Source organism: Thiorhodovibrio litoralis, assembly GCF_033954455.1.
Lineage (GTDB): Bacteria > Pseudomonadota > Gammaproteobacteria > Chromatiales > Chromatiaceae > Thiorhodovibrio > Thiorhodovibrio litoralis.
Window position 1 is genome coordinate 363,269 of the sequence record NZ_CP121473.1, and the last position, 23,625, is coordinate 386,893.

The 23,625-nt window shown below is 61.9% G+C and carries 16 protein-coding genes and 1 tRNA gene; 15 read left to right on the forward strand and 2 right to left on the reverse strand.

The genetic code is table 11. The annotated features are described in order from the left end of the window. Positions 1-139: 139 nt before the first annotated feature. A complete protein-coding gene (pcnB, locus tag Thiosp_RS01725) occupies positions 140-1,495 on the reverse strand; it encodes a polynucleotide adenylyltransferase PcnB (protein ID WP_201069018.1) in 1,356 nt (451 codons plus the stop codon). 171 nt (positions 1,496-1,666) lie between these two features. Between pcnB and Thiosp_RS01730 the strand changes: the two genes are divergently transcribed. After that, positions 1,667-1,741 (forward strand) — tRNA-Glu (locus Thiosp_RS01730). Positions 1,742-1,830: 89 nt separating this feature from the next. Here the strand turns inward: Thiosp_RS01730 and Thiosp_RS01735 are convergent. Then, positions 1,831-3,888 carry a methyl-accepting chemotaxis protein gene (locus Thiosp_RS01735; protein WP_242518990.1) on the reverse strand — a complete coding sequence of 686 codons (2,058 nt, stop codon included), beginning with the start codon at positions 3,886-3,888 and terminating at the stop codon, positions 1,831-1,833. Between the two features lie 472 nt (positions 3,889-4,360). Here Thiosp_RS01735 and Thiosp_RS01740 point away from each other — a divergent pair, with 472 nt between their 5' ends. The 14 genes from Thiosp_RS01740 to Thiosp_RS01805 all read left to right on the forward strand — a co-directional run bounded on the left by Thiosp_RS01740 (position 4,361) and on the right by Thiosp_RS01805 (position 23,601). After that, positions 4,361-6,718, forward strand: a complete 2,358-nt coding sequence (locus tag Thiosp_RS01740) for a PAS domain S-box protein (protein ID WP_201069017.1) — start codon at positions 4,361-4,363, stop codon at positions 6,716-6,718. A gap of 67 nt (positions 6,719-6,785) precedes the next feature. Then, positions 6,786-7,874, forward strand: coding sequence for an alanine racemase (gene alr, locus Thiosp_RS01745; protein ID WP_201069016.1), 1,089 nt, complete (start codon positions 6,786-6,788; stop codon positions 7,872-7,874). A gap of 134 nt (positions 7,875-8,008) precedes the next feature. Beyond that, the gene (locus Thiosp_RS01750; RefSeq protein ID WP_201069015.1) at positions 8,009-10,081 is read left to right on the forward strand and encodes a ribonucleoside triphosphate reductase; all 2,073 of its coding nucleotides are present in this window, start codon (positions 8,009-8,011) and stop codon (positions 10,079-10,081) included. A 47-nt stretch (positions 10,082-10,128) separates the two neighbouring features. Beyond that, positions 10,129-10,359 (forward strand): anaerobic ribonucleoside-triphosphate reductase, encoded by a 231-nt coding sequence (gene nrdD / locus Thiosp_RS01755; protein WP_201069014.1) that lies wholly within the window; start codon positions 10,129-10,131, stop codon positions 10,357-10,359. Between the two features lie 115 nt (positions 10,360-10,474). Continuing rightward, the gene (locus Thiosp_RS01760) at positions 10,475-11,218 is read left to right on the forward strand and encodes an anaerobic ribonucleoside-triphosphate reductase activating protein (RefSeq protein WP_201069243.1); all 744 of its coding nucleotides are present in this window, start codon (positions 10,475-10,477) and stop codon (positions 11,216-11,218) included. Positions 11,219-11,455: 237 nt separating this feature from the next. After that, complete coding sequence (locus tag Thiosp_RS01765; protein ID WP_201069013.1) at positions 11,456-12,448, forward strand: SPFH domain-containing protein; 993 nt, start codon at positions 11,456-11,458, stop codon at positions 12,446-12,448. 14 nt (positions 12,449-12,462) lie between these two features. Further along, on the forward strand, positions 12,463-13,395 hold the full coding sequence (locus tag Thiosp_RS01770; RefSeq protein ID WP_201069012.1) for an SPFH domain-containing protein: 933 nt from the start codon (positions 12,463-12,465) through the stop codon (positions 13,393-13,395). A gap of 318 nt (positions 13,396-13,713) precedes the next feature. Beyond that, positions 13,714-14,670, forward strand: coding sequence for a serine hydrolase (locus tag Thiosp_RS01775; protein WP_201069011.1), 957 nt, complete (start codon positions 13,714-13,716; stop codon positions 14,668-14,670). A gap of 506 nt (positions 14,671-15,176) precedes the next feature. Then, positions 15,177-15,728, forward strand: coding sequence for a NapC/NirT family cytochrome c (locus tag Thiosp_RS01780; protein WP_201069010.1), 552 nt, complete (start codon positions 15,177-15,179; stop codon positions 15,726-15,728). Continuing rightward, positions 15,721-16,719, forward strand: a complete 999-nt coding sequence (locus Thiosp_RS01785) for an ankyrin repeat domain-containing protein (RefSeq protein WP_201069009.1) — start codon at positions 15,721-15,723, stop codon at positions 16,717-16,719. The genes Thiosp_RS01780 and Thiosp_RS01785 overlap by 8 nt, the downstream gene beginning before the upstream one ends. Positions 16,720-16,913: 194 nt before the next feature. Further along, positions 16,914-17,519: a c-type cytochrome gene (locus Thiosp_RS01790; protein ID WP_201069242.1), complete on the forward strand. Its 606-nt coding sequence runs from the start codon at positions 16,914-16,916 to the stop codon at positions 17,517-17,519. Between the two features lie 22 nt (positions 17,520-17,541). After that, positions 17,542-18,834, forward strand: a complete 1,293-nt coding sequence (locus Thiosp_RS01795) for an NAD(P)/FAD-dependent oxidoreductase (protein WP_201069008.1) — start codon at positions 17,542-17,544, stop codon at positions 18,832-18,834. A 176-nt stretch (positions 18,835-19,010) separates the two neighbouring features. Then, entirely contained in the window at positions 19,011-21,290 is a 2,280-nt protein-coding gene (locus Thiosp_RS01800; RefSeq protein WP_201069007.1) for a RelA/SpoT family protein, read from the forward strand. After that, positions 21,283-23,601 (forward strand): GGDEF domain-containing protein, encoded by a 2,319-nt coding sequence (locus Thiosp_RS01805; RefSeq protein ID WP_323696801.1) that lies wholly within the window; start codon positions 21,283-21,285, stop codon positions 23,599-23,601. Before Thiosp_RS01800 ends, Thiosp_RS01805 begins: the two co-directional genes overlap by 8 nt. Positions 23,602-23,625 lie beyond the last annotated feature (24 nt).

A 23,625-nucleotide genomic window follows, 5' to 3' on the forward strand; every position in this document is an offset into this window, starting at 1 on the left:
TGTCGCAAGGACTGAGCGTCTTGGGCGATGCGTGGGCTTGCTTGTCTCATCGAGCAGGAGCGACGCGCCTCAGCAGAATTGCTCATCAGGCAAGCGGAGCTGATCAAGCCAAAGCTGCTCATCCGGCAAGAGATGTGCATCAAACAGGGGGCACGGCAGGCGTGGATGCATCGCCCGTCGTGTTGGGCTGATCGGTGCGCACCTTGCGCCGGCGTCGCCGTCGGCGGGTCCCAGACGACTTTTGCTCGCTCGTCATGACGGCGCGCTCGGTCGCATTGACCTGCTGAAACTGGGTCCACCACTCGGCAAGTTCCGTATCCACCTCGCCCGATTCCGCACGCAGCAGCAGAAAATCGTAGGCGGCGCGAAAGCGCGGATGATTGATCAAGGCAAAGGGGCGCTTGCCCCGCCGCCGCTCCAGCGCGGGCTGCAGAGACCAGATCTCGCGCATCGGCAGACCCAGGCGCTTGGGGATTGCCACCCGCCTTTGCTGGCGCCCGTTGATCGAGCCCGAGGCGACAGCCATCGCCTCCGATGGGCCATGACCAGCGTCAAGCAGTCGTTGATACTCCTGCCGCACCGGCTCCCACAGCAGCACCGCGAACAGGAAGAAAGGCGCGATTGGCTTGCCTTCCTGCAATCGACGGTCGGTATTGTCGAGTCCGCGATTAACGAAAGTAATCGGGAAATCCTGTTCCTCCGCCGCCAAGCAGTTTTCGGTTTCGGGGAAAAGCTCGGCAAAGAGCCCGTAATGGCGCAGCTTCTCAAACGCCGACAAGGCACAACCCGCTTGAAATAGCTTGAGAATCTCCTCGAACAGCCGCGCCGGGGGGACGTCGTGCAACAGCGGTGCGAGCTCAAACAAGGGTGCCTCGCAGCGCGGGTCGATCATGAAACCCAGTTTGCAGGCAAAGCGCACCGCCCGCAGCATGCGCACGGGGTCCTCGCGGTAGCGCGCGACAGGATCATCGCCAATCAGTCGCAAGCGACCGGCGGCGATATCGTCGAGCCCCCCGGCGTAGTCGACCAGCGAAAAATCCTCGATATTGTAATAGAGCGCGTTAACCGTGAAATCGCGTCGTAACGCATCCTCGGCAATGCTGCCAAAGACGTTATCGCGCAGGATCATGCCGTTTTCGATCTGGCGCGCGTCATCATCATCTCCGCTGGTCACGTTCGCGGCGCGGAAGGTCGCCACCTCGACGATCTCTGGCCCGAAGAACACATGCGCGAGGCGAAACCGCCGCCCGATCAGCCGGCAATTACGAAACACCCGCCGCACATCCTCCGGGAGCGCATCGGTGGCGACATCAAAGTCCTTCGGCTCATGCCCGAGCAGCAAGTCGCGCACACCACCGCCCACCAGATAAGCCTGATAGCCGCTCTGCTTCAGCCGGTTGAGCACCTTTACCGCATTCGAGCTGATATTCGCGCGCGAAATACTGTGCTCCGGGCGCGGCACAATGCGAGGTGAATGTTCAGTCACAGAAGACAAGGAAACGAAAAGATCCGCATTTTTTTATGTTAAATGATCGACTTGTCGAAGAACCCGCTGTGCCCAAAAGACAAGCAAATGGACAGGGGCCGCGCGAACAATAAATCTCTACCGCCCGCTTGAGCCCACCAGGGAATACCGTATAATACGCGACTCTCCACCGCACGTCCCGCTCCCTTCGTCTAGCGGTTAGGACGCTGGCCTCTCACGCCGGTAACAGGGGTTCGAATCCCCTAGGGAGCGCCATTAAGCAAGGCTGTCTGCTCGCCAGCGCGTTAAAGGCCGCAGCGGTTAATGCCTGCTTGCTTTGCCCTTGAGTTGGCTAGGCATCCCGCCTAAAAGCGCTCGAAATCCTTATCGCCCCCATTGCTGCCAAAATCATCAGTTGCGACATCCGGTTCGCTGTGACGGGGGGGCGAGACCGCTTTTTTGATGGCCGGGCTTGAGCTTTCACGCTTGCCTGCTGACACCTTAAAGAACGCCATGGTTTCCTGTAGCTGCGCAGCCTGGCCGCTGAGTTCCTCGGCGGTGGCGGCCAGTTCCTCGGAGGCTGAGGCGTTCTGCTGGGTGGCTTTGTCGAGCTGGCCCATGGCCTCGTTGATCTGGCCGATGCCAGATGCCTGCTCGCCGGAGGCGGCGGTGATTTCCTCCACCAACTCGGCGGTCTTGACGATGTTGGGCACCATTTCCTCGAGCACGCGCCCGGCATCTTCGGCAATCGACAGGCTGTTGGTGGCGAGCTGATTGATCTCCTGCGCCGTGGTGCCGCTGTTCTCGGCGAGCTTGCGCACCTCGGCAGCGACCACGGTAAAGCCCTTTCCGTGCTCGCCGGCACGGGCGGCCTCGATCGCGGCGTTGAGAGCAAGCAGATTGGTCTTGTAGGCAATCTCCTCGATCATGCCGATTTTGCTGGCGATTTCCTTCATCGCCTTGACGGTGCGGTCGACTGCCTCGCCGCCCTGGCGGGCTTCCTCGGCCGAGCTTTTGGAAATGCCGTTGGTGACGCGTGCGTTCTCGGTATTTTGCTGCACCGAGGCGTTGAGTTGCTCGATGCTCGCGGTGGTCTCCTCGACGCTCGCGGCCTGCTCAGTGGCGCCCTGGCTAAGCGCCTGGGCGGTGGAGCTGACCTCACTCGACGCGGAGCTGAGACTATCCGCGCCGACACGGACCTCGCTGACCACGGTTTTCAGCTTGTCGGTCATCAGCGACATCACCGCCATCACGCTGGTCTTGTCACCGGCACGCACCTTAAGCGAACGAGTCAGGTCACCGTCGGCGAGCCGACCGGCGACATCCACCAACTCAGCCGGATCGCCGCCGAGCTGGCGCGAGGTGCCGCGCACGATGAGGATCGCCGCAGCAAGCCCGAGCAACAAGGCCACAATTCCAGCACCAATCAGCAGCGTAGTAGAGCTCTGGCCCGATGCCTCCATGGATTCCTGCAACTCGGTGGCATCCGCTTGGAGCTTATTGCCCATTCCGGTGAGATTTTCCTGCACCTGGGCCAGGTTCGGCTCCGACTCGTTGCGGAAGATCGTTGCGGCCTCCTGCACATGCTGCAGTCGCTTTTCGGCGGCCTCGATGATGTCATGCAGATGGCCGGTAACGGTTTCCAGTGCCGGCATGGTCACCTCGCGGTAGATGCGCTGGGCCTTGGCGACACCATCGTTTCCCGTGTCTTCCTGTCCCCAACTGCTGACGCGACTGCCCTCGGCGAGTGCGGCGTTGATCTCCTTGGCCGACTCGTGCAGCGTGTTGTGGGGTTCTTCGATCTCCTTGAAGATGCGAGCAAGCTGCGGATCATTCTTTTCAATGCGCGCACGTTCCGGGCCGTAGAGCAGTTTGCCCAGCGCGCACTCGCGCGGATTCATTTGCACATCGATTTCGGTCGCTCCGCTCAGCAGAGCCTCCTGCACCGTCATGGCCCAACGCAGGTGGCCGCTTTCGATGTCGGAGATTTTCTGCACCAACGCCGGGTCTACAGGTTCGTAGACCTCATCAATGGCTTGGGCGGATGCGTGCAGCTGACGATGCGGGTCCTCGATCGCGGCAAGGTAAGGCTTGAGTCCCGGAAACATGGCCTCGGCACGCTTGCGTTCGTCGCTGTAGTACCAGCGGCCAAACGCACATTTGGTGGGGTCGAGCTGAACCTCCAGCTCATTGACGTCCTTATCGAAAACAAATGACTTCAGCGCCGATGCCCAGCTCAAATGCTCGGCTTCGCGGGTGACTAAATCGGTACGCAGATTATCCGCTGCTACCACCTCATCGGAGCTTGCCAATAGAGACATCAGGCTTTGGATTCCCAAGCCGACCCCGAAAACCAAGAGCACCAACACAGCAGCGAACCCGAGCGTGATCTTGGTGCTGAGGGTCATTTGGCTTTTTGCCATTAGCGGAAACTCCTAGGATTTAGCCATATTATAAACGCGCATTGCAGGCGCTAAGCTAGGTATAGCACATGGAGCAATGCGCTGTTTCCGATAACGTCACGATTGACAATTCGCAACAAGAGTTCGCTCTGTTGTTTGCTCACGCAGCGCCGACATGTCCACCTTCGATCGTCCAGGCTTGCGGAAATTGCGTGCCATCTGTGGCACATTGCCCGAGACTGCGTGTGACCGCTTCGGGGACGCGTCGACCCAGATGGGGTGGATGCCTTGATGGCTCCGGCCGATGCGCGGCGCGAGCAGATGAAGGACAGCGCGGCGGACTAACGCGGTTTTGACATTTCGCGCGAATTGCGCGAGAACGGGTGGCAAATCCGGTCCCCTACGATGCCGGAGCATACCCAGAGCATGAAATGGATGGAGGATTTACCTCTTACGTGACTTCCCGCTCCGGCGCAGGATGCCAGCCGACCCCATGATGACAACCACCGCTCACAGTCAGGATGACCACTCGCCAGCAGCGCCTGCGCTTTTACGCGCGCTGGTGGCTGCCTATCCTCGCGGCTGGCTTCAGGCGATCGATACCAATGGGCGCTGCCTGTTTGCCCATGGCCGCGGACTTGATGCCGCCGGCTTAAAGCGCGCGGACATGACTGGCCGTCTGCTTGGCGAGTTTTTGCCGCCGGAGATTGCCGATCCCATCATGGCCGCCCTGTGCAGCCTTGGTGGCGATGAGGTGAAGGTTTTTGTCGGCGACCTGGCCGGGCAGCCGTTCCGCTTTGAGTTGACCGCCATCGCCGATCAGCCTGATCAGCCTGATCAGCCTGATCAGCCTGATCAGCTCGATCAGCCCCCCGGATTCCTGCTGGTCGCGGATCGTGCATCTTTACCCGCGGAGCCGCCGCAATCGCGCGATGACTTGCAGCGCCAGTCTTATCAGCGCTTGCTGGAGGTGCTCGAAAGCACCACGGATGCATTCTTCGAGGTCGATCCCGACTTTCGCCTGCTCTACATGAACCGCACCGGCCGCGAGGCGCTTGGCTGCTCGGATAACGGCGAGCTGATCGGGCGCAACCTTTGGGATATCTTCCCCGAGGCGGTTGGCACCCGCTTCCACCAGGAGTATGAGCGGTCCTTGCGTGAGCAAGTGCCGGTCGAGTTCGAAGCCTATTACGCCCCGCACCAGAACTGGTACGAGGTTCACGTCTACCCCTCGGCGCGTTCGCTGTGCGTCTATTTTCGCGTCACCAACGACCGCAAGGCCGAGGAGGCGCGGCTGCTCGCGAGTGAAAGCCGCTTTCGCGGGCTGTTCGAGCAGGCCGGCGATGCCATCCTGATCGCCGACGACAACGGGCGCTATTTGGATGCCAATCCGGCCGCCTGCGCCATGCTCGGCTATGATTGCGACGCGCTCAAGCAGATGAGCATTGCCGAACTTGCCGCGCCCGATGAGGCTGGGTGCTTGAGTCGCCAGTGGCGCGGGTTTTTGGATGAGGGCGAGCAGTCCGGCGAGTTTACGCTGCGCTGCAAGGACGGCACCTTGCTGATGACGGAATATCACGCGGTGGCAAACGTCATTCCCGGACAGCACATGTCGGTGCTGCGCGACATCTCTGAGCGCAAGCTCACCGAGCAGCGCCTGCTCGAGCGCTCCGAGCGCGCACAGGCGGCGAGTTCCGCCAAGAGCGCCTTTCTGGCCAACATGAGCCATGAACTGCGCACCCCGCTTAATGGCGTGGTTGGGATGCTGTCGCTGCTTGAATCGACTGTTTTATCCGCCGAACAAACAGACTATGTCGCCCAGGCCAGGCGCGCGTCGGAGCGTCTGACGCGGCTGCTGACGGACATTCTCGACCTCTCGCGTGTCGAGGCCGGGCGCCTGTTGCTGAGTCACGAAACCTTCGATTTTCACGAGTTCATCGACTCACTCAGACAGCTCTTCGCGCCCGCCGCGCGCCAGAAAGGGCTTGAGCTTGACATCACCCTGGACCCCGAGACTCCACGCCAGGTCAAAGGCGACCCGATCCGCGTTCATCAAATCCTCGGCAACTTGCTCGGCAATGCGATCAAGTTCACCGAGCACGGCAAGGTCAGCTTGACGGTCCGCTGGCTTGGCCACGGGCGGGGCGATGATCAACTGATTCTGTTCAGTGTCCGGGATACAGGCGCGGGTATCGCGGAGCTTGACCTGGATCATCTGTTCGAGCCTTTCGCGCAAGTCGATAACATCTTTACTCGCACCCACGACGGTGTCGGCCTGGGCTTGTCGATCGTGCGTAATCTGCTAAAGCTGATGGGCGGCTCCCTGTGCATTGGCAGCCAGCCGGGTATCGGCACCGAGTTCACGCTCTCCATTCCCTTTGCCCGGGCGGCAGCGCCAGCCAGCACCGCCCCGCAGGCCGACGCCGTGACAGCGGACCCGCTGCAGGGACTGCGGGTGCTGGTCACCGATGACGAGGCGGTCAATCGGCTGGTGGCGAAGAAGCTGCTTGAGAAAGCCGGCTGTCAGATTCATGCCGTCAGTGACGGCTACCAGGCACTCGATGCGCTGCGCGAGCAGCACTTCGACCTGCTGCTGCTCGACGTGCGCATGCCGGGCATGGATGGCATCGCCACCACCGCGGCCATCCGCGCCGGTGAGGCGGGCGAACACAACCGCCTGCTGCCCATCGTCGCCCTGACCGCCCATGCGATGAGCGGTGATCGCGAGCGCTTCCTCGGCGCCGGCATGGATGCCTATGCCGCCAAGCCAATCGATCTCGCGCAGCTGCGCGAAGCCATGGCCGTCGCGCTTGAGGCGCAACCGGGGCACGCCGCTAGCAACAGCTGGTAATCAGAGCGGATGACAAGAGGCTTGCCGTCTCTTACCTATCCGGGAAAATCTGGAATATTCTGACGCGATGTCCCGCCCCATTCGTGCCCAGGTCAATCTTGCGGCAATTCAGCACAACCATCGCCTGGCGCGACAACTCGCCGGTGGCGCCCGTGTCGTGGCGGTCATCAAGGCCAATGCCTACGGGCATGGGGCCGTCACGGTCGCGCGCGCGCTGGCAGCGGAGGCGGATGCCTTTGCCGTCGCCTGCAGCGAGGAGGCGTTGGAGCTGCGCGAGTCGGGCATCCACAATCCAATCCTGCTGCTTGAGGGCATTTTCGACCCCGTCGAGTTGGAGACGCTTGAGCGCCTGGCGCTGATGACGGTGGTGCATGACCAGCGCCAGCTCCAGTGGCTGCTGAACGCCCGCCCGCGCCAGCCGCTGCGGGTCTGGCTGAAGGTCGACACCGGCATGCACCGGCTCGGACTCGCCCCCGAGCAGGCCGTCGCAGCCTATCGCCAGCTTGCCAGTTGCCCGCATGTCGGGGAACTGGTGCTGATGAGCCATTTCGCTCGCGCCGACGAGGCCGATCCGGCACCGACCGACCGGCAGCTCGCGCGCTTCGCATCCTTGTCTGACACGGCCGCCGGACCCCGCAGCCTGGCCAATTCCGCCGCCATTCTCACGCGCCCTGACACCCACGCGGATTGGGTGCGCCCGGGAATCATGCTCTATGGGCTAAGCCCGCTGGAGCAGGGGCATCCGCATGCTGATGCCCTGCAACCGGCCATGTGCTTTGAATCTGAGCTGACTGCGGTGCGCGAGCTGCCTGCGGGTGCAGCCATCGGCTATGGCGGGCGCTTCGTGTGCCAGCGTCCGACTCGCGTCGGCGTGGTCGCGGCCGGCTATGCAGACGGCTATCCGCGCCACGCCCCTGACGGAACGCCTGTCGCCGTCAATGGCCAGCGCACCCGTTTGATCGGCCGCGTCTCAATGGACATGCTTACCGTCGACCTGACCGATCAGCCCCAAGCCAAGCCCGGCGATCCCGTCGAGCTCTGGGGCAACCTGGTCAGCGCCAATGAAGTCGCCGCCGCCAGCGGCACCATCAGCTATGAGCTGCTCACCGGGCTCTCGCGCCGGGTGCCGTTGCGCTACCCCGCAGTGCTCTCTTGATAGCGTCATAGCGGTGCATTAATTGATCCAGATCATGTTTTCGCGATTTTGGCGTCATTACAACATTCACAATATCTAGTGTCTTCTATACTCTGTAACACAATATCTTGTGCCTTAGCCTGAGAGGACGCCTCATGGCGCATTCCCAATCCAGCCTCGCCAGCCTGCCGCGGCGCGTGCTTAAGCGCGACGGGGAGGAAGTGCCATTCGCGTCCGCGCGGATTGAGTCGGCGATCCTGCGCGCCGGGCGCGCGAGCGGGGAGTTTGATGAGCTCGAGGCCGGCCTGCTGACCGCCCAGGTGGTCAAGGTATTGGCGCACCGCTTCGATAACGGGCGCGTTCCGGATATCGAGGACATCCAGGATGTCGTCGAGCAGACTCTGATCAGCGCCAATCATTTCGAGACCGCGCGATCATACATCGTCTATCGCGAGCAGCATCGCAAACTGCGCCACGACCATCGCACCCTGGTCGATGTCGCGGGCTCCATCAATGAATACCTCGACCGCTCCGACTGGCGCGTCTCAGCCAACGCCAACCAGGGCTATTCTCTCGGCGGGCTGATCCTGAACACCTCGGGCAAGATGATCGCCAATTATTGGCTCAGCCACGTCTATACGCCCGAGATCGGCCAGCCGCACCGCGACGGCGATTATCACATCCATGATCTCGACATGCTCTCCGGCTACTGCGCCGGCTGGTCGCTGCGCACCTTGCTCAACGAGGGGCTGAACGGCGTCCCCGGCCGGGTCGAGGCCGGCGCGCCTAAGCACATGTCCTCGGCCATCGGCCAGATCGTCAATTTTCTCGGTACCCTGCAGAACGAATGGGCCGGTGCCCAGGCGTTCTCGAGCTTCGATACCTATCTTGCGCCCTTCGTGCGGGTGGACCAGCTTGACTACAGCCGTGTGCGCCAGTACATCCAGGAGCTGATCTACAACCTGAATGTTCCCTCGCGCTGGGGTACTCAGACACCCTTCACCAATCTCACCTTCGACTGGGTCTGCCCGGAAGATTTGCGCGACCAGGTGCCCCTGATTGGCGGCGTCGAGCAGTCTTTCACCTATGGTGAACTGCAAGCCGAGATGGACATGATCAACCGCGCTTACATCGAGGTGATGACCGCGGGCGATGCGAAGGGCCGAATTTTTACCTTCCCGATTCCGACCTACAACATCACGCCGGATTTTATCTGGGACAGCGAGAATGCCGAGCGGCTGTTTGAGATGACAGCCAAGTACGGGCTGCCCTACTTCCAGAACTTTATCAACTCCGAGCTCACCCCCAACATGGTGCGTTCCATGTGCTGCCGGCTGCAGCTCGACCTGCGCGAGCTGCTCAAGCGCGGCAACGGGCTGTTCGGCTCGGCCGAGCAGACCGGGTCGCTCGGGGTGGTCACCATCAACTGCGCGCGCCTAGGTTATCTGAGCAAGGGCAACGAAGACGATCTGTTCGGGCGCCTGGACCACCTGCTGCAGCTAGCGCGTCATAGCCTTGAGCTCAAGCGAAAGGTTATCCAGCGCCATCTCGATGCCGGGCTCTTCCCTTATTCAAAGCGCTACCTGGGCACTCTGCGCAATCATTTCTCGACCATCGGCGTGAATGGCTTAAACGAGATGATCCGCAACTTCACTGCCGACTCGCAGGACATCACGAGCGAGTGGGGCCGCGAGTTTGCCAGCCGTTTTCTCGATCATGTGCGCGAGCGCATGGTGACCTTTCAGGAAGAAACCGGCCATATGTATAACCTAGAGGCGACACCGGCCGAGGGCACGACCTATCGCTTCGCGCGCGAGGACAAGAAACGCTACCCGGACATCCTGCAGGCCGGCAGCGAGGAGTCGCCCTACTACACCAACTCCTCACAACTCCCGGCCGGCTTCACTGACGATCCCTTCGAGGCCCTGGCCCTGCAAGAGGGTCTGCAATCCAAATACACCGGCGGCACCGTGCTGCATCTCTATATGAGCGAGAAGATCAGCTCCACCGACGCTTGCAAGCGATTGGTAAAGCGAGCACTTGAGAACTTCCGCCTCCCTTATGTCACGGTGACGCCGGTTTTTTCTATCTGCCCGCATCACGGTTATATCGCCGGCGAGCATGAGTTCTGCCCCAAGTGCGATCAGGAGTTGATCGCGCGTAAGCGCGCTGAGGCCCAGGGCGCAGAGCTTGCCAGCACCGGCGGAACGCCGGCGCTAACGCACTAATCAATTGTTGTAAAAGACATCCTTCGCCCCTTAATCGGAGACATCTCATGCTGACCGACGACAACATCGAAATCCGCGACGAAGAACGCACCCGCTGCGAGGTCTGGACCCGGGTGATGGGATATCACCGTCCGGTTTCAGCCTTCAACGCCGGCAAGCAGTCCGAGCATCGCGATCGCGTCATGTTCTGCGAAACACCGCAGGGCCAGGGGGAACGGTCAAACGCGCACGCGGGCCAATCCGCATTCGAAGAAGAGCGCCATCTCCAGGCGGCCTGATTCGCCTTTACTCGCAACTTACGAAGCTGCCATGTCCGACGCTGTTCAAACCGTTGAGCCAAGGCTGACCTTAGGCTGTGCGCCAGAGGTCGGTTGTCAGACCACGGCTGCGGAAATGCGCGAGCGATCCAATCTTGAGCAAGCTACCACGGACTTAGCTTCCGCACCGGATGCAGCAGAGGCACTGCGCCTTGGGGGCCTGACCGCGATGACCACCGGCGATTATCCCGGCGAGTTGGCGGCGACTCTCTTCTGTCATGGCTGCCCGTGGCGCTGCCCCTATTGCCACAATGCGCATCTGCTCGATGCTGGCCAGGCGCCAGCGCTCGACTGGGCAGAGGCGCGGGAGTTTCTTGCCCGACGTCAGGGGCTGCTCGATGCCGTGGTTTTCAGCGGTGGGGAGCCGACAGCGCAAGCTGCCTTGCCTGCCGCCATGGCCGAGGCTCGCGCGCTTGGCTTCAAGATCGGACTGCATACTGGCGGCCCCTTTCCAAGACGACTCACCCGAATCTTGCCACTGGTTGACTGGATCGGGCTCGATATCAAAGCACTGCCCGCGGACTATCCGCTGATCACCGGCGTGCCCGGCTCCGGAGAGCAGGCCTGGGAGAGCCTTCAGCTCGTGCTCGATTCTGGCGTTGATCTGGAAGTGCGCACCACCCTGATGCCGGGATTCGACCACCCTGAGTATCTCGCGCCACTGATGCAGCAGCTTGCCGACGCCGGCGTGGCCCGCTACGTCCTGCAGCAATGTCGCCCCCACTCCCTGCTCGACCCCGAGTTGCGCGCCCGGCTGCCGCTTGCGATTGATCTTCCGCAGAATATCCCCTTCGCGCATTTCAGCCTGCGCCAGGATTGAATCTCGCGACCGGGCGCAGCCAGACTCAGCAGGAGGCTGGGGAATAAACCTCCGATTGGCGAAAATCTCCCGCAGCCAATCGATCCGGTATCCTTAAAACGCAGTATCTCCGCGCTGGCCCAGCCGCTCTTTTCGCAATAATTGCGCTTGCGAGCTGATGGCAACCGGTTATGCTTGGCAGTGCCCGCGCAACGCTCGGGCGCTCACCCTATCAAGCATCTGCCGGAGATCCTGCCTATGGCTATTACCGCCTTTATTTTCGGGCTGCTGATTTATATCGGCTTTCGCGTATTTTCCGGTTCGCTCTATACGGTCAAACCCAATGAGCGCGCCGTGCTTACCTCTTTTGGTCGCGCCCAGCGCATCGGTGACAGCTTTGTCACTGACGACAGCTTGAACGACGAGGAAAGGCAGCGTTATCAGTTCCCGATGCTGCGCACCATCGGCCCTGGCGGACCATATTTTAAATGGCCCTGGCAACAGGTGCACAAGGTAGACGTTGCCACCCAAGCCTTGGACCTGACCTGGGACCCGACCAAGCGCCAATCGACCATTGAGGCTGTCACTAAGGATAACCTGACCACCGGCGTGAATGGCCAGATACGCTTTCGCGCCTCGGAGAGCAACCTCTACGCTTACCTTTTTGGTATCGACAGCCCGCTTGAGCATGTGATGGGCTATTTCGTCTCGGTGCTGCGCGAGCGGATTGCCAATTTTGTCGATCCGAAGGGCCAGAGTCTGGTTGGGGACAGCGAAATGCAGGGTGATGAAGGCACTGGCCCGGCAGTCGATCTGTCCGAAGGGGTGTCGATCAACGACTTGCGCAAAAATCTGCCGCTGCTGAATGACTACATGGAGCAGCAGTGCCGCTCGACCGGCACGCGTTATGGCATCGAGCTCGATGCTGCGCTCATTACTCAGATCGACCCGCCGACCGAGGTTGACCGCGCGCTCTCAGCGATTAACTCCACCCGCAATCAGGTCGCGGCGGATATCAGCACCGCACGCGCCGATGCCGAGCAGCAGATCACCATGAGCAAGCGTGCGGTGGAGATCGCCAGCAACAACGCCCAAGCTGAGGTGGCGCCGCTGCGCGAGCTTGGTGAGACCTTGTCCAAGATCAAGGGGACGGGTGGCCGCGAGGCCTTGCGCGCCTACCTGCGCAACATGCGCATTCCGCTGCTGAAGCAGGCGCGGCGCATCGTGCAAGTCACCGCCCCGAGCCGCTGAAGGAGGACATCATTATGTTTATCGATCAAGGTTTCGGCGCGGCTATCGCGTTCTTTTTTGGTCTTATTTTTATTCCAGTGTTCCTCGGGCTGTCGCGTTCCTTCGGGCTCTATGCGGTAGTGCGCGAGCGTGAGGCACAGGTGTTCACGCTCTTCGGACGGGTGATTGGCACCCTGGACGAGTCTGGCCTGCGTTATCCGGTCAGTCATTTCGGACTGAAGGCCTTGCTGGTGCCATTCTTCGGCAAACGCTACCTGGTCAGCACCGCGCTGAAGCAGTATTACCTGCGCGATCAGATGGTCAACTCAGAGGAGGGCACGCCCATGGGCGTGGGCATCTGGTATGAGATGCAGGTCAGCAACCCGGTGTCCTATCTGTTCGTCAACGCCAATCCCGAGGGCTCTCTGCAGGCGAATGTCGCCAGCTCGACCATCTCGACCCTAAGCAATCTTGAGATGGACAAGATGCTCGAGGATCGCCATCAGCTCAGTCGCAAGGTGCGCGCGACCGTGTCCCCGCTGTCGGAGAAATGGGGTTACAAGCTGGGCTCGGTCTATATTCGTAAGGTCGCCTTCACCGACCGGCAGATGGTGGACAACATCACCGAGAAAGTCGTCAAACGCCTGGTGCAGGTCACCAGCGCGATGAAGCAGGACGGCGAGAACCGCGTTGGTTTGATCAAAAGCCAGACCGCCTACAAGGTGTCGCAGAAAATGGCCGAGGCCGCCGCGACCCGCCCAGCAGTGGTGGGTGCCGCGCTCAACGATCTCGCCGGCAAGGACCCGGAAGTGCTGGCCGCCGTGCTGGATGTGATGGAAACGGACCAGTTGATCGCATCCAACGCCGAGGTCGACGTGCTGCCGGCTGACGCGCAGATGCTGGTTGAGCTGGGCGGTGCCTCGGGACGCCCGGCGCCGATGGCACTCGACAGCGACGCCTTTGCCTGAAATCTGCTGCGCCGCTGATCTGGCGCGCTGCTAATGTGGTGCGGCAGGCACACCCACGGTCAGAAGCCGAAGCCTCTGGCCGCGGGGCTTATCGTTCACAGCCCTGACCAAGCTGGGGATTGATCAACCCTGTGCTTCGGTGTGTTCCACCAGAGGGTCAGCAAAGTCCTTTGGAAAAGCGCGATAAGTCAATTGCTTGTTGCGTTTGCCTAAAAAATCTATAAAATTACCCGGGCAAGCGCCTTGCTTTCCTGTTGTTTTCAATTATGCTTTACGGCATCATTCCCTTGTTTCCCCTGCCTGGGAGCGGATCATGCCATGAACAAGCTCTACGACCCTTCTGCCACAGCAGCCCTTTCCAGTGTTGACGCAGACGGGCTGTCTTCGCGCCGCGACTTTCTACGCCAGCTCGCTTTTGCCGGCGGCGGTCTGCTGCTCGGCGGTGCACCAAGCCTGCTTGCGGCGGCGCCCAGTTCATTGCAAACCCAGGTCTCGGCGCTGGTCAAGCGCATGCGTGCCGAGGGGCGCATTTCCTCCCGCGAGCGCACATCCTGGTCAATCTACGATTTCTCTGCGCGGCAGAAACTGGTCGCCATCAATGAGGACATCCCGCGTCAGGCGGCGAGCATGATCAAGCCGTTCGTGGCCCAGGCGTTTTTCTACTCCGCCGACAGGCGCGGCTCCGGGCTCACGTTTTCAAGCTCGGTGCGCGATATCATGGAACGCAGCATTCGCCGCAGCAGCAACACGGCCACCAATGAGCTCATGCAGATGGTCAGCCGCGCCAACGGCAATCATGGCCCGGGGGATGTCGAGCGGGTGCTGAAAACCTATGCGCCGGGTGTTTTCCGTGAGACAAGCGTGGTCGAGTATATTCCGGCCGGCGGGCGCACCTACCGCAATATGGCCTCGGCGCATGATTACAGCCGCTTCCTGTTCGCGCTCTGGCAAAACCGCCTGCCGCACTCCCAGGAGTTGCGCGAGATCATGGGCTTGCCCAATCACGACCGCATTGCCCGCGGGGTGAGCAGCATCCCCGCAAATGTGCGTGTCTACGACAAGACCGGCTCGACCGCGCGTCTGTGCGGCAACATGGGCATCATCGAGTGTCGGGACAGCCGCGGGCGCCCGCGACCCTATACCTTCATCGGCATTATCGAGCGCGACAGCCGCACCGAGTCCTACACCAGCTGGATTACGGCACGCAGCAATGCGCTGCGATCAGTCTCCAACCTGGTTTATCTTTACATGAAAGATCAGCACCGTTTGGTGTGAATCCTCCAGGGCTGATGGTCCCAGCGGCCAGTCAGCCTTTCGCCTGCTCCTGGCGCGAGTCCCGGCACGCGCGTGAGTCCTCGACGGCGAGCGCGCTTGCAGTCCTGACACTTGTCTCCCTGCAAAAGCGTCTCCAAGCCATTCCAATCCCAGACGACGACCGCCGTGCGCCGGCTCTCACCTGCTGCATTGATCCGCGTGGACAGCCTCGCTCACGCAATCGCGTTGCCTTAGCAGGGCAATTGCCGGACGGGTCCGCAGCCCTCGCCGCTTGGCAAAAAGCCTTCGATCCATTAGCATCCGTCAATGACATCGTAATAAATCGAGGCTAGGAGCAGCGCGACCCGGCCCAAATGGCGACTCACCACCTCGCCGCCGTCCATTGTAATGGATTGATTGCTCGCTGGTCGGCCATGTCCACGGCGTCAGTTGTGTCGCCCTGCCTTGGTTTTTGCGCATCACGACGATCATCAGGCTCTGTTGTCAGTTTGTAAGCGAGGTTTCGCATGCCTGTTCTCAAGGGTTCTTCCCTCCGTCTTATTCTTGTGCTCGCCGCTCTCTTTGTAGCCGGTATCGGGTTCGCGGGCGTCTTTAACGCCACGCTGAGCGCCACCAACGAGATGGAGTTCTGCGTCTCGTGCCACACCATGGAGACCAACTACAAGGAATATCAGGAGAGTATGCACTTCAAGAACCAATCGGGCGTGCAAGCAACCTGCTCCGATTGCCATGTGCCCAAGCCCTTTTTGCCCAAGATCGCCACCAAGGTGATCGCGGCCAAGGATGTGTACCACGAAATCATGGGCACCATTGATACTCCGGAAAAATTCGAGGAGCATCGTTGGGCCATGGCCTCGCGGGTGTGGCAGAAGATGGAGCGCAGCGACTCACGCGAGTGCCGCAGCTGTCACGAATTCAAGAACATGGACCTGTCCGAGCAAGGCCGTTCTGCACGCAGCCGCCATTCCCGCGCCGAGGACAAGGGCCAGACCTGCATCGACTGCCACAAGGCTGTCGTGCATGAGATGCCAAGCGAGCCGGAGGATGACGATGCCTAGTGACTCGCGCCTGGCGCGCGCGCAGGCGGCGACCCGCCCCCGCCCCCGCCTTGTGAGCCTGTCTGTTTCTCTGCTTGTGGCGCTGGGGCTCATCACCACCACCGCGCTGGCGGATAACCCCGAACTCGACCGCGAACTGCGCCTGTCGGCCATGATCGGCGACAGCGAGTCCATCTCCGGGCTCATTGATCAGGGCGCCAGCGTCAACGCCGCCAATGAGTTTGGCAAGACCGCCTTGATGATGGCGGTTGAAAGTGACAGCATGGGGGCGGTTGCCACCTTGCTGAATCGTGGCGCTGACGTGAATGGTCGGACTGTCGCGGGCTGCAGCGCGCTGACCTTCGCCGCCGAGAACGGCCACATAGGTATCTCTGCGCTGCTGCTTGAGCGCGGCGCGCATGTCCACGACCGCACCCGGTCGGGCTGGGATTCGCTGATGATCGCCAGCCGCTATGGCATCTCCGAGATGGTGCGGCAGTTGCTGTTTCGAGGAGCCGATCCGCGCGCGGCCGACAAGGACGGACGCACCGCGCTGATGAACGCGGTCGCCGCCGGTTTTCCTGAGACCGCGCAGCTGCTACTCCAGGCCGGGGCGGATATCAACGGCCGCGACAACGAGGGCGACACCCCGCTGATCATCGCTGCCGACAACGGCCATCAACCGGTCGTCGGGCTGCTGCTTGGCGCTGGCGCCAATGTTAATGCGCGCGATGAGTTGGGGATGAGCGCGCTGTCATGGGCGGTTGCCGACGGATACCCGGAGATTACGCGCATGCTGCTTGGCGCCGGAGCTGACCCGAATGTCGCCGATGTCGATGGTCTCACCCCGCTGATGCTGGCTGCCAGCCAGGGCGATTCCAATCTGCTCCGGCTGCTGCTCGCGCATGGCGCGAACCCCGCCTTAACCGACGCCGACGGCCAGACGGCGGCCGACCTCGCCCGCAGCGGCGGGCATCAGGCTGCCGCCAGCATACTCAGCAATGACAACTAACACTTGCACGCCTCGCGGCGTTTGCCTCATCACCAGACCCGGCGCCAACCGCGTCGAACCCAATCGCATGGAAGCCCCCGCGCACTAGCGCACAACGGAGCTGTGCCAACCCCAGTCGCCCAGTCTGCAATGGTATTCACGCCATCGGCTCGGGCCACGCTGTATTTCCCTAGAAAAAGTCAGGAGGAGGAATGATGACCAAGCAACCCCCAACCCGCGCTCTGATCGGCGCAGCCCTTGCACTCGGGCTCGGCTCGGGCGCGGCCCTGGCCGAGACCGCCACCAGCGACATGCTCGCTAACACCTGTGCCGGCTGTCATGGCACCTATGGCAACAGTCAAGGCCCCGCAACGCCAACCATCGCTGCGATGGACCCGATCGTCTTCGTCGAGACCATGCAGTACTTCCGTGATGACGAGACCTACTCGACCATCATGGGCCGTATCGCACGCGGCTACACCGATGAAGAACTCGAGAAGATGGCGGAGTACTTCCACAAGCAGGAGTATGCGGCAGCCAAGCAGGATTTCGACCAGGCGCTGGTCGAGCAAGGCGGCGAGCTGCATGAAAAGTACTGCGAGAAGTGCCACATCGAAGGCGGCAAGCCGGTCCCCGAGGAAGAGGACTATTACATTCTGGCCGGTCAATGGACACCCTATCTGAAGTACGCCATGACCGATTTCCGCGACGAGCGTCGCGAGATCCCCAAGAAGATGAAAAGCAAGCTTGAGTCCATGCTCGAGTCCGACGGTGAAGATAGCCTCGCCGCCCTCTGGGCCTACTACGCGAGCCAGCAATAAGCATCCAGGAGGAGAACAGGACATGACAATGAACAGACGCGACTTCGTCAAATCCACCGGAGCCCTGGCCGCCGTCAGCGCCGTCGGCTTCCCGCACATCGCCCGCGCCGAGAGCAAGAAGGTCGTCGTGGTGGGCGGCGGCACCGGCGGTGCCACCGCGGCCAAATACCTGAAGCTTGGCGACTCGAACATCGATGTGACCCTGATCGAGCCGAACAAGACCTACTTCACCTGCTACATGAGCAACGAGGTGCTCAGTGGCGACCGCAAGCTTGACTCTATCGAGCACGGTTATGACGGTCTGAAAGGTCACGGCATCAAGGTTGTGCATGACAGTGCCACCGGCATCGACGCCGAGAAAAAGGTCGTCAAGACCGCCAGCGGCGAGGAATTCCCCTACGACCGCTGCGTCGTCGCCCCGGGCATCTCCCTGCTGTACGACAAAATCGAGGGCTACAGCGAGGAAGCCGCGCAGAAAATGCCCCATGCCTGGAAGGCCGGCGAGCAGACCAAAATCCTGCGCAGCCAGCTTGAAGCCATGAAAGACGGCGGCACTGTGCTGATCGCCCCACCGCCCAACCCCTTCCGTTGCCCGCCCGGCCCTTACGAGCGCGCCAGCCAGATCGCCATGTATCTGAAAGAGTCCAAGCCCAAGTCCAAGGTGCTGATCATGGACTCTAAGCAGAAGTTCTCCAAGCAGGGCCTGTTTACCCAGGGCTGGGAGCGCCTCTATGGCTTCGGCACCGAGGATGCGCTGATTGAATGGCAGCCGGGTCCGGATTCCGCCGTGGTCGGTGTCAATGCCGATGACATGTCGGTGACAACTAGCTTTGGCGACACCATCAAGGCCGATGTGATCAACATGATCCCTCCGCAGCACGCCGGCAAGATCGCTCAAGAAGCCGGCCTGACCGACGACAGCGGCTGGTGCCCGGTCGATAAAAAGACGTTTGAGTCCAGCATCCATGCCGGCATTCATGTCATCGGCGACGCTTGCATCGCCACCAAGATGCCCAAATCCGGCTACTCGGCCAACAGTCAGGCCAAGGTCACGGCGGCCGCCATCATCGCCATGCTAAACGGGGACGAGCCCGGCATCCCGGCCTATGTGAATACCTGTTATTCCATCGTTGGTAAGGACTATGGCATCTCGGTCGCGGCGGTCTATCGCCTGAGCGAGGATGGCGCCACCATCGCCGGTGTCGAGGGTGCCGGTGGTCTAACACCGATGGATGCACCTGAGTGGGCATTGGCACGGGAAGTCAAATACGCCCATAGCTGGTACAACAATATCGTTCACGATATTTTCAGCTGATCGGCTCTCGGTCAGTTGCCTGAGAATTCGGGGTCGTTCTGACCCCGAATTCTTGCCCGCTTCCGTGCGGGCTGATCTCCATCGAATTGCTCTCCCGACCCACCCGAACGACGCGGCTTTGGTATTCTGCGCGATGAGATTTCTTTTCCTTCATCCGCAGATATTCCGCGCGCCCGATGGTTCAATCCACCTCGACTCTGCCTGATCGGTCGCTCGCGGATCGCCCGGCGTCCGAGTCATGGCTGCGCGAGCTCGACGCGCATTACGAGCCCGCAGACCGCGAGCGCATTGCGACTGCCTGTGCGCTGATGATCGACTGCCGCAATGAAGCGCGGCTCGACACCGGCGAAACCGAAGCGCGTCATCGCCTGGCCACGGCGGATATCCTGTTCAACCTGCGCATGGACGCCGATACCCTGTGCGCCGCGCTGCTGAACGGCTGTCTCGATCGCGATGCGCTGACCGAAGCCCGCCTTGCCGAGCGCTTCGGATCGGGGATCGCGCGCATGGTGGCCGACCTTGGGCGCATCGGCGCCCTGACCAATGTCGAGCGCATCATCGCCGAGAAGGATCAGCACGAGCACGAGGAAAACCTGCGCCGCCTGCTGCTCGGCATCGCCGAGGACGTGCGGGTGGTGCTGGTGGTGCTGGCCGAGCGCCTGCACCTGATGCGCGCCGCCAAGTCGCTGGAGCCCAGCCGCCAGATCGCGCTGGCCGAGGATACCGAGCGCGTCTATGCCCCTCTGGCCAACCGGCTTGGTGTGTGGCAAATCAAATGGGAGCTTGAAGACCTGGCGCTGCGCTACCTGCATCCGCAGGAGTACAAGCGTGTTGCCACCGCGCTGCGCGAGCGCCGCGCCGAGCGCCAGGACTACATTGCGCAGGTGATTGCGCTGTTGCAGCAGGAGTTCGCGCGCGCCGGCATCGAGGCGCAAATCTACGGGCGCCCGAAGCATATCTATAGCATCTGGAAAAAGATGCAGCGCAAGGCTGTCGACATTGAGCAGATTTTCGATCTGCGCGCGCTGCGGGTCATTGTGGCCGATATTCCCGCCTGTTATGCCGCGCTCGGGGTGGTGCATGGGCTGTGGAAGCACATCCCGCGCGAGTTCGATGATTACATCGCCACGCCGAAAGGCAATCTCTATCGCTCCCTGCACACCGCGGTCATTGGCCCCGGTGACAAGCCGCTCGAGGTGCAGATCCGCACCCAGGAGATGCACGAGCACGCTGAGCTCGGCGTCGCCGCGCACTGGGCCTACAAGGAGGCCGCCGGCCATGATGCCGACTTTCAGCGCCGCGTGGTGTGGATGCGCAACTGGCTGGAACTGCAGAACGACTGCGACCAGAGCGGTGAGCTGCTCGCGCGCTTCAAGGCCGAGTGCGAGCCATCGCATGTCTATGTGCTGACCCCTCAGGCCAAGGTGATTGAGCTGCCCAAGGGCGCCACGCCGCTTGATTTCGCCTACACCATTCATTCGGAAATCGGCCACCGCTGCCGTGGCGCGCGGGTCAATGGGCGCATCGTACCGCTAACCCATCAGCTCGCCAGTGGCGAGTCGGTGGAGATACTGACGCAGAAAAACGCCACCCCAAGCCGCGACTGGCTGAGTGCGCATCATCACTACATGGTGACTGCCCGGGCGCGTAACCGCGTGCGCCAGTGGTTCAAGTCGCAGGACTTCGATCGCCATCTGAGCGAGGGGCGCGTCGCGCTGGAGAAGGAACTGGCGCGCTTGAACATCGAAGCCAAACCAATGCTCGATCAGATCGCGCCGCGCTATAACCTGCAACGCGGCGAAGACCTGCTGGCCGCCATTGGTCGTGGGGACCTGACCGCTGGGCAGATTGCGCGCCAGGTCGGCGAGCCGCGCCCCGCGTCGGCAGACAGCCAAAGCGCTGCCCAAGCTGAGGCCGCGACCCTGCAACAGATGACTTTCAAGCCGCGTCCGGCCAGATCAGGGCAGGCCCGATCAGGACAGACCCAGGCCGGCTCAGGCAGCCGCGAGCCGGGCATCGTGGTGCAGGGCGTCGGTGATCTGATGACCCAGATCGCCAGCTGCTGCAAGCCGGTGCCGAGCGATCACATCGTCGGCTTCGTCACCCGCGGGCGCGGTATCCGCATTCATCGCCAGAGCTGTCGCAACATCGCCCATCTACCGCCGGGCGATCGCGAGCGCCTGGTGGAAGCGCATTGGGCCGAGCAATCCGCCGATACCCGGTTTGCCGTCGATCTCCGCCTGCTCGCTGTCGACCGCCGCGGCCTGCTGCGCGATGTCTCCGCCGCGCTGGCCGATGCCCATGCCGATGTCGTCGGGGTAGCCACTCACAGCGACAGGCGTGCCGATGTCGCCAGCATGCGCTTTACGCTGAACATTCGCGGCATCGACGAACTCGACCGCCTGGTGACCAAGCTGCGACAGGTTGCCGACGTGCTTGAGGTCAAACGTGTCTAGCTTGGTTGCGCGCGCTCTTGCCCTGCTACTGGCATCCGGAGTCGGTTTTCTGACCGCAGCGCAAGCCGCGGCTTCCGCAACAGACACGCCCGCGGCTGAGCTCGCCCCGGTTGCAGATGCGGCGACTGTGCTCCAGCGCCCCATCGCCCCACTGGAGCACGGCTGGGCGTACCGCTGGGGTGATTCGCCTCTGGAGCCAGACGGCAGGCCAGCCTGGGCCACCGGGACCGGGACCGGGACCGGGGCCGATCAATGGATTGGGATTCACTTCCCGTCGAATCCGCCCGGGCGCGACGGGCGCGAGCATGTCTGGTACCGGGTGCCGCTGCCACCAATGGACTGGCGCGATCCGGCGCTGTTTATCTTCAGCGTCGACATCTTGGTCGAGGTCTATCTTGACGGCGAGCGCCTGTATCACTTTGGCGACTTCGATGCTGAGGGCCACGGAGCTTTCGTAGGCTGGCCCTGGCACCTGATCTCGCTGCCGCGCGACGCCGGTGGCAAAACCCTCTACTTTCGCATCTTCTCCGACTACAAAGACATCGGCCTGTGGGGCGACATCCTGCTTGGCGAGCGCATCGAGCTGGTGGAGCGGGTCCTTGCGCAATCATTGGAACGGCTGGTAACCGGTGGCTTCTCGCTGCTGATCGCGGTGCTGGCCCTGGTGCTGGCCCCGCTTGAGCGCAGTCGCCATGGCTTTGGCGCCATCGCGCTCTTTGCCGCGGCATCCAGTGCCATGCTGTTTAGCAGTGCCCCGGCCAGCACACTGATGCTGAATCGTCCCTTGCTGTGGGAGTTCGTCGGCGCTGGTGGCTATTACCTGATCCCGGTTGCCATCGCCTGGCTGCTCGAGCAATGGCTGCGTCCTGCGCGTAGCTCACTGCTTGTGCTGGTCCGCTGGGTGCATATCGCCTACTTTATTGGCGCGCTAGGGCTGGCCTGGCTCGGTTGGGTGTCGCTGGCCAACACCTATCCTCTCTTTGATGCGCTCTTCACCATCACCCTGGTTGCGATGATGGTACCGGCGCTGCGTCTGGCGCAAGCTGGCACCCTGGAGCAGAAACTGATCCTGTCCGCGGTGGCGCTGCTCGACATTCTGCTCCTGCTCGACTTGGCGGTGGCTCATAGCCTGCTGCCCTGGACCGAGATACCTCTAGCCTGGGGCGTGCTGGCCTTTTCACTCGTGATCGTCATCATCTCGGTGCGCCATTTCGCCGCCACCCAGCGCGAGTTGGCGCGGCTCAACGCGTCACTTGAGAGTCAGGTGACGGCGCGCACCAGCGAGCTTGAACGCATGGTCGAGCGCGAAGGCGCCCGTGCGCAATTATTGGAGATCGAAAACCGCAAGAGCGCCGAGCTCGATGCACTCATCATGCAGCTGCAAGGCTGCCAGCGCCTGAGTGCCAGCGAGGCCGTGCTGGCCGATGCATTGCCTGGACTCTGCGACCCGCTGTCGGGCACTTTCTACCTGCGTACCGCCGGGCGCCACATCGGTCAAGGCACCAGCTGGGGCCCGCGCGCGCCAGACCTTGACGAGAGCCTGACGGCCACCACGATGCGCCAGGAAAGCGAAGCGCAGTCAGTCGATATTGATGCCAGCGCCAGCAGCCAGGTGTGGCCCTTTCGGCTGCACTATGAGCATCCGCAGCTCGGTGACACCGACCTCGGGCTCCTGCTGATTCGCTCGCCAATGGATAGCCGCTCGAGCAGCACGGCAGAAGACATCGACTTCTGGTGGAGGGTGCTCGGGCGCTCGGTGGAGAGGATCAACCTGACGCTGTCTCTGCTCGCGCTTCAGGACGGGCTGCGCGTGCTCTCCTACGAAGACGGCCTGACCGGGCTCAAGAACCGTCGCTTTCTCGATGAGATGCTCGTGCGCGAGATTGCGGTGGCGCAGCGCCAAAGCTCGCCCCTGTCGCTGCTGATCTGCGATGTTGATCACTTCAAGCGCTTCAATGATACCCACGGACATGCCGCTGGTGATGAGGCGCTCAAACAGGTTGCCGTGCGACTGCGGCAAGTCTTTCGCGATACCGACCTGATTTGCCGCTATGGCGGCGAGGAATTTGTCCTGCTGCTTCCTTCCGCCGAGAGCGCACCGGCGCGCGAGCGCGGCGAAACTCTGCGTGCCCAGGTCGCATCCGAGCCTATCCTGTATGAAGGCCAGCCGCTGGCCCCGGTCACGGTATCCATTGGTATCGCCAGCTACCCCGACCCGGTTAGCGATCCCAAAGACCTGATGGCGCGCGCCGACGAAGCCCTGTATCGCGCCAAGGAATCAGGCCGCAATCGGATTGAACTGGCAACCTGAACTGGCGGCTGAGCCGCCTGGCCA